The 6,902-nt window shown below is 39.4% G+C and carries 6 protein-coding genes and 1 tRNA gene; 5 read left to right on the top strand and 2 right to left on the bottom strand.

The features are described from left to right. Nucleotides 1-228 precede the first annotated feature (228 nt). On the top strand, nucleotides 229-798 hold the full coding sequence (locus ERX29_RS07830) for a DapH/DapD/GlmU-related protein (RefSeq protein WP_424960631.1): 570 nt from the start codon (nucleotides 229-231) through the stop codon (nucleotides 796-798). A 195-nt stretch (nucleotides 799-993) separates the two neighbouring features. Here the strand turns inward: ERX29_RS07830 and ERX29_RS07825 are convergent, their stop codons facing one another. Both ERX29_RS07825 and ERX29_RS07820 read right to left on the bottom strand, forming a co-directional pair. Continuing rightward, nucleotides 994-1,314, bottom strand: coding sequence for a branched-chain amino acid transporter permease (locus ERX29_RS07825; protein WP_133444156.1), 321 nt, complete (start codon nucleotides 1,312-1,314; stop codon nucleotides 994-996). After that, nucleotides 1,311-2,015 (bottom strand): AzlC family ABC transporter permease, encoded by a 705-nt coding sequence (locus tag ERX29_RS07820; protein ID WP_133444155.1) that lies wholly within the window; start codon nucleotides 2,013-2,015, stop codon nucleotides 1,311-1,313. The genes ERX29_RS07825 and ERX29_RS07820 overlap by 4 nt, the downstream gene beginning before the upstream one ends. Before the next feature lie 170 nt (nucleotides 2,016-2,185). Between ERX29_RS07820 and ERX29_RS07815 the strand changes: the two genes are divergently transcribed. The 4 genes from ERX29_RS07815 (at nucleotide 2,186) to ERX29_RS07800 (ending at nucleotide 6,836) form a co-directional block, all read left to right on the top strand. Then, nucleotides 2,186-2,256 (top strand) — tRNA-Thr (locus ERX29_RS07815). A 189-nt stretch (nucleotides 2,257-2,445) separates the two neighbouring features. Then, nucleotides 2,446-3,294, top strand: coding sequence for a glycerophosphodiester phosphodiesterase (locus tag ERX29_RS07810; RefSeq protein WP_165981111.1), 849 nt, complete (start codon nucleotides 2,446-2,448; stop codon nucleotides 3,292-3,294). A 126-nt stretch (nucleotides 3,295-3,420) separates the two neighbouring features. Continuing rightward, on the top strand, nucleotides 3,421-4,821 hold the full coding sequence (locus ERX29_RS07805) for an MFS transporter (protein ID WP_133444153.1): 1,401 nt from the start codon (nucleotides 3,421-3,423) through the stop codon (nucleotides 4,819-4,821). A 170-nt stretch (nucleotides 4,822-4,991) separates the two neighbouring features. Continuing rightward, nucleotides 4,992-6,836: a heavy metal translocating P-type ATPase gene (locus ERX29_RS07800; RefSeq protein ID WP_133444152.1), complete on the top strand. Its 1,845-nt coding sequence runs from the start codon at nucleotides 4,992-4,994 to the stop codon at nucleotides 6,834-6,836. Nucleotides 6,837-6,902: the final 66 nt, after the last annotated feature.

Raw genomic sequence — 6,902 nt, 5'->3', positions numbered from 1 at the left:
AATTCACGAAATCATATAAGTAAAAAAATGGATGATTACTACCTCTGTTTAGGTGTTTTCAAATTTTAAATTTTCGAAGAAAAGTAAATATCAGAAATTTCAGTCTTTATTTATGCAACACTAGTGATACGGAATAGATAATTAATTTCTATCAATTGATTTAAAATAATATTAGAGGGATAATTCTCTTAATTTCCAATGAATATCATTATTATAATTTAAAAAGAGGTGTTTTCAATGTCTTTAGCCGAACGTCTGCAAGGGAAAGAGATTTTACCAGGAAGTGAGCTGTATGATGAAATTCATGTGAATAAGGCGGACAATGAGCGCCTTGTGCTGGAGCTTAATCAAGGGTATCATGCACCGGATGAAGTTCGTCGTCGTGTGAGTGAGATTACGAATTCAAAGATTGATGCGTCTGTTGTTATTTCACTGCCGTTTTATACCGATTACGGTAAGCATATAAAGATGGGAAAAGATGTTTTTATCAATCAAAATGTGATGTTCGTTGATTTAGGAGGCATTGTGATTGAGGATAATGTATTGATTGGACCTTTTGTAAGATTAATTACGGTCAATCATATTGTCGATCCTGCAAAAAGAAGAGGCTTGAACGTCGCTGCTGTAACAGTTAAGAAAAACGCCTGGCTCGGTGCAAATGTCACTGTCCTTCCAGGAGTGAAAATAGGTGAAAATTCGATTGTCGCTGCCGATTCAACAGTAACAAAAGATGTACCGGCCAACACTATTGTAGCTGGAACACCGGCTCGGATAATCAAAGAGATTAAAGAAGAATAGATTCTTACAACAAACACGGCCCGCAAACAGGATTTGTGGGCCAGAAAAAGAACAAAAAGATGAAAAAAAGTAAAACATGGTCCGCAAACAGGATTTACGGGCCAGAAAAATAACAAAAGGATTAAAAATAGGAAAACATGGACCGCAAACAGAATTTGCGGTCCAGAACTATGAAGTCTGCTAAAGTCACAACTTTTATAATCTTATAAATATCATGTAGCATATCGTTCCTGCTGCGATAGACATTAACATATTCCGTTTCCAGAGATGAAGTAGAAGTATCACAATAATCGCACTAAATGTCGGGATACTGTGTGCAGAGGAAGTCCATTCAATATCACGGAGTGCATACACAACGAGTAGTCCGAATATAGCCGGCGGGAGTATTTGTCCGAAATATTGAATCAGCGGTGGAATTTCTTTATCTGTTTTAAAGATAAAGAATGGTAAGTACCTCGTCAGCAGTGTGACGATAGTAATGATCAAAATAGTGATGAGTTGCTGGGATAATGTCATGATGATTCACCTGTCTTCCTTAAAGGGCGCTGAAATAAATAGAGTACGGCAACAATGATGATTAAGCTTGGCAGCAGAAAGAAATCTTTGCCGAAGATCATCAGACAAATCACTGAGACAACGAGTCCGATTGAAGCGGGTGTTCGTTTGCCGTTCAGCCACTGATCGAGAAAAATGACTAAAAATAACGCAGCAAGCACAAACTCAAGTCCTGACAAATCAATTGTGATAAACGTACCGAGCACACTGCCGAGTGTTGTACCGATGACCCAGTAGGAATGAATAAATAAGGTCACATAAAACATAACCCATCCTTTGTTGTACCCATCCGGAATTTTTATCGTCTGATTGACCACAAAGGCCTCGTCACACATTCCGTAGATTAAATACCATTTCTTCCGTCCTGTTCCTTTAAACCGGTCGAGCATCGCAATGCCGTAAAATAAATGCCGTGCGTTAATAGCAAGCGTAATTAAGATGGCACTTACCGGATTAAAAGAACTTAAAAGCAGAACACCGGCTACAAACTCCATAGAACCTGCTAAGATGAATGTGGCCATTACAACGGCGAAGTAAGGGGGATGACCGAGTGAATGCATGTAGATGCCATAAGTCAGACCTAAAAATAAGAAGCCTGCCATAATAGGTATTGTAGGGGGGAAGGCGAGTTTAATTGCCTGTCGATGTTCAGTTGAATTCATATAACCACTCCGTTGATTAATAATATACTTATCATAGCATGGAAAAGTGTAAAATTAGAGGAGACAAAATGAAATAATGTCAATAGTTATAGAAGTGCCATTAATTAGCCCAGCGATAAAAAAAGTAGTTGAATCTGTCGCTTGAATTCTTTAGACTAGTAGATAGTCGCGCCTCCATAGTTAAGTGGTATAACGTATCAATGGTAATGATGAATCCTCAGTTCGATTCTGGGTGGAGGCATCACAAAAACACATTTCTCACGAATGAGAAGTGTGTTTTTTCTTGTAACTGTAAATTTTTTTGAGGAAGCATGAAGAATTCAAAGTGTTTGTTAATATCGTAATAGCCGTCCGGAAGTCCAGTCTTCATTGATATAATGAACGTGCTTAACAGAATCAATTAACAAAAAATAAAATAATGAGGATAGACATGAAAAAATCAATCGCTCTTTTATTTTCTGTATTAATTGTTTCACCTTTTCTAACGACTGAAGCAGAAGTGACAGCACCCTTGACCATTGCACATCGCGGCGCAAGCTTTGACGCGCCGGAGCATACGTTTGCGGCATATGATTTAGCAATGAGGCAGCAGGCAGATGTCATTGAGATTGATCTGCAGATGACACGCGATGGACAGCTTGTTGCTTTTCATGACGAAACGCTGGAAAGAACGACTGATGGCACTGGATTAGTTCGAAATCAAACACTGGCACAGCTAAAGACACTGGATGCAGGCAGCTGGTTCAATGATAAATTTCCAGAGCGTGCAAGAGCTGAATTTCAAGGAGAGCAAATTAGAACACTTGATGAAGTTCTTGAGAGGTATGGTCATCGAATGAAGCTGAACATAGAAATGAAAGTGCCGGAACAATATGATGGAATGGAGCAGAAAGTTTTTGAGTCATTGAAGAACCATGGACTGCTTGCGACACCTTATCTTCAGAATAGAAGGATCGTTGTTGAATCGTTTACCTCCGACTCACTTAAAAAACTCAAGAAACTAGCGCCTGGTCTGCCGCTCAACCAATCCATCTGGAAAGGAGACATCAGTCAGCTGTCTGACAGTGATCTTGATCACATAAAATCATACGCTGATTCTGTTTCTATTCACTATAGAGATGCGACAGAGAAACAAGTCAGACGATTAAAATCATCCGGGTTACTGGTCAGATTCTATACAGTAGATGATTTAACGGAAATGGACCGGCTATCAGCATATGGTGTCAGCGGAGTTTATACAAATCGACCGAAAGAACATATTATGATGAAAAGTGAATAATTTTTATTAAGCGTATCTGTCATAGATACGTTTTTTTACTGATAAAAGGCGACTACTTTTTTCGATTCGAGGGTAGAACTGTAGTAGAAAAAAGAAAATAAACTGATAAGAAGGGTGGTTGAGCATATGAAGACTTTACCGCAAAAACTAGACAACCGCTCAGGAAATTTAATTATTCTTGGTGTAGTCTTATCTATTTTGACTTACTGGTTGTTTGCCCAGACATTTCTGAATTTAAGCAATGATTTACAGAACACGTTCCATACGACACAAGGAGTATTAAATCTGGCAATCAGTCTGACCTCACTGATTACTGGTATCTTTATGGTAGCATCAGGTAATTTATCAGACAGAATTGGACCTGCCAAAATGATTTTCATCGGTATTATACTTAGTATTGTTGGTTCATTACTTGTAATTCTGACAACGAATGAATATATTATGTTGACCGGCCGTGTGATTCAAGGATTCTCTGCTGCTTCACTGATGCCGTCAACTATATCATTATTCAGTCTTCTATTTGAAGGAGATAAGAGACGAAATGCACTTAGCTGGTGGTCAATAGGAGCGTTTGGTGGAACCGGATTCGCTTCCTTGTTTGCAGGACTCATTTCAACATATTTTGATTGGCAATTGGTGTTTATCATTTCTATTGCATTTGCAGTTTTAGGTCTCATCCTCTTGATTAGACTGAAGAACATCGAGCTTCCAAAAATCGATTCGTCAGGACGATTTGATCTGATTGGTTTACTGCTGTTTACGATTGTTTTAGCAGCGCTTAGTATACTGATCACCCAAGGTAACACGATGGGATGGTTAAGCATTCCAGCATTAGCTATGATGGCAATAGTCATCTTAGGTGCAATTATCTTCTATATATATGAACAGAAACAGACGACGCCGTTCATTGATTTTTCCCTGTTCGGCAATAAATCATATACAGGAGTAGTCGCTAGTAACTTTCTGCTAAATATGTCGGTCGGATCTATTGCAGTGTTTAATATATTTGCTCAGTCAAACTTGGGACTGTCACCGTTCCAGTCGGGTATTGTCACTCTGCCATATGTCATTTTTCTCTTACTGCTCGTTAAAGTAGGGGAGCAAAGCATAAAAAAATACGGAGCAAAACAAGCTCTTGTCATGGCACCATTGCTTTTAGCAGTCGGAGTAGCATTAATGTCACTGACATTTCTCCATGGCTGGACTTATATTATTGTAGCAGCGGTCGGATTTGTATTTTTTGGTGCAGGCGTCGGCTTATTTGCGACACCTGCACTGGACACAGCAATATCCTCGCTTCCTAAAGATAAAACAGGTATTGCATCGGCTATTTTTAAGATGGCATCAACACTTGGTCAAGGATTTGGTATAGCGATTCTCGTCTCTTTGTTTACTATATTTAAAGGACAGATGGGCATTGAATGGGGAGCACTGACGACATTTGGTATTAACTTTGTCATCGTCATACTCGCCGCTTTGTTCGCAAAAGCATTCATACCCAAAAAGCTGTATAAAGATGTGAGTTAAAATAAGTGTCCAGGACATGAAGTCCCGGACACTTATTTTATATACAAAATGAATCTGAACATGAAAACTATTCTCAATTAGAGAGCTGGATTATCAATTAATTGACTTATTTTAAAATAAGTTTTATATTAAATTATAATTATTATAAATAAGAAGTGGTGAAAAGCCGTATGATTAATTATTTGTCAAAAACTCGCCAAGGTCAGTTTTTGGTTATAGGAATATTATTCACGATATTAGGATTTATACTATCGGCAGTCAACGAAAGTTTAAGTCGCTACCCCTTCTATATTGCTATTTTCTTTCTAGGTTTCTTTGCAGCGAAAGAGGCTGTCTCAGAGACAATTCATGATAAATCACCGAATGTTGATTTACTGATGATCCTTGCAGCCATTGGAGCTGTTATCATCAATTATGAATCAGAAGGCGCGGTTCTGCTGTTAATCTTTGCAGCTGCTGAAGTACTTGAGGATTATGCGACGAATAAATCAACAAACGCCATCTCTGAACTGATGTCGCAAGTACCTGATACAGCACATGTATTAAAAAGTAATGGCGAAGTGATAGAAGTACTGACTGAAAACCTGGTTGTCGGTGATATGGTTGTCGTGTCAAAAGGTGAACAAATCCCGATTGACGGCTTTATCGACCGCCCTTCAATGGTCAATGAATCGGCATTGACAGGGGAGGCAGTACCGGTTGAGAAAGAAAAAGGTGATGAAGCCTTTGCCGGCACCATAAATGAAGGCAATGTATTTTATTTAAAGGTTAATAAATTAAGCAGTGAAACGGTATTCTCTAATATTATCCGCATGGTTGATGAAGCACAGGGCAGACCTTCTCGAGTCTCTAAGTTTATCGATCGTATCGAAGCAAAATATGTTATCGGTGTATTAATTGCTGTTCCTGTTTTTATTTTTATTCTCTATAGTTTCAACCATCTGGATTTCAAGGAGGCATTTTATAGAGGAATGGTGCTGCTGACTGTAGCGAGTCCATGTGCACTCGTTGCTTCGGCGACACCTGCGACATTAAGTGCAATCAGTAACGGTGCTAAAAACGGTGTCCTGTTCAAAGGCGGTGCTGCAATGGAAGCTCTTAGCGCAATGGACGTCTTATACAGCGATAAAACAGGAACGCTGACTATCGGCGAATTTAAAGTGACGGACTATGAAATCGATGAAGCAAACTTAAAAGAAGTCGTCTATATGGAACAGCAGTCGAGCCATCCGATTGCACGAGCAATGGTCGCTGCCTTCAAGAATATCAATCTAGACTCAGTGAGAGAAGAACCTGTGGAAGAAGCGGCAGGTGCAGGACTGGTAAAAGGAGATATCAGAGTCGGTAAACCTTCTGCATTTGAGAAGTTTGAAGACCCTCATCATTATCAGGATAAAGCAGGAGAAAGTTATACGACGATACTAGTCAGTAAAGGAGAAACTATCGTCGGCTATTTCTCACTGTCAGACCAGATAAGAGAAGAATCAGCAGTAGCTGTCAAAGGTTTCCGTGACCAGAATATCGATGTCACGCTGCTCACCGGTGATAACAAAATAGTAGCGAAGAAAGTTGCGGAAGAAGTCGGTGTTAATCATTACATTGCGTCATGTCTGCCGGAAGATAAAATCAAATACGTTACAGACAGTCAGAACAATAACAAAGTCGTCGGGATGATTGGTGACGGCATTAACGATGCGCCGGCACTAGCAAGTGCTGATATCGGTATCGCTATGGGAAACGGTTCGTCCGTCGCAATGGAATCAGCAGATGTCGTCATCGTCAAAAGTGACTTGTCTAAACTGCTGCATAGTTTTAATCTTAGTAAGAAACTAAGTCGCACAATCCAGATGAACGTCGTCTTCTCTATCTCAGTCATCGTTATCCTTGTTATCCTTAATATATTCGGCTTGCTAAGCTTACCGACAGCGGTCTTGTTCCATGAAGGGTCGACCATACTAGTGATATTAAATGGCTTGCTGCTGTTGAGGCATCAAAGATTAGAACAAGCAGGTTGAAGAATAAAATAATGTCCCTAAGTTGCTTTGTTTCAAGCAATATAGGGACATTATTTTTTGTATTAG

The sequence above is a fragment of the Macrococcus lamae genome, from assembly GCF_004359545.1.
Classification (GTDB): Bacteria; Bacillota; Bacilli; order Staphylococcales; family Staphylococcaceae; genus Macrococcus; species Macrococcus lamae.
The sequence above is the reverse complement of the archived record's forward strand: the minus strand, read 5'-3'. Positions and strand labels throughout refer to the sequence as shown.

Excerpts from the sequence above, each read along its gene's own strand:
- ERX29_RS07825 (WP_133444156.1), bottom strand. The coding sequence starts at position 1,314 with ATGACATTATCCCAGCAACTCATCACTATTTTGATCATTACTATCGTC.
- ERX29_RS07820 (WP_133444155.1), bottom strand. The coding sequence starts at position 2,015 with ATGAATTCAACTGAACATCGACAGGCAATTAAACTCGCCTTCCCCCCT.
- ERX29_RS07810 (WP_165981111.1), top strand. The coding sequence starts at position 2,446 with ATGAAAAAATCAATCGCTCTTTTATTTTCTGTATTAATTGTTTCACCT.
- ERX29_RS07805 (WP_133444153.1), top strand. The coding sequence starts at position 3,421 with ATGAAGACTTTACCGCAAAAACTAGACAACCGCTCAGGAAATTTAATT.
- ERX29_RS07800 (WP_133444152.1), top strand. The coding sequence starts at position 4,992 with ATGATTAATTATTTGTCAAAAACTCGCCAAGGTCAGTTTTTGGTTATA.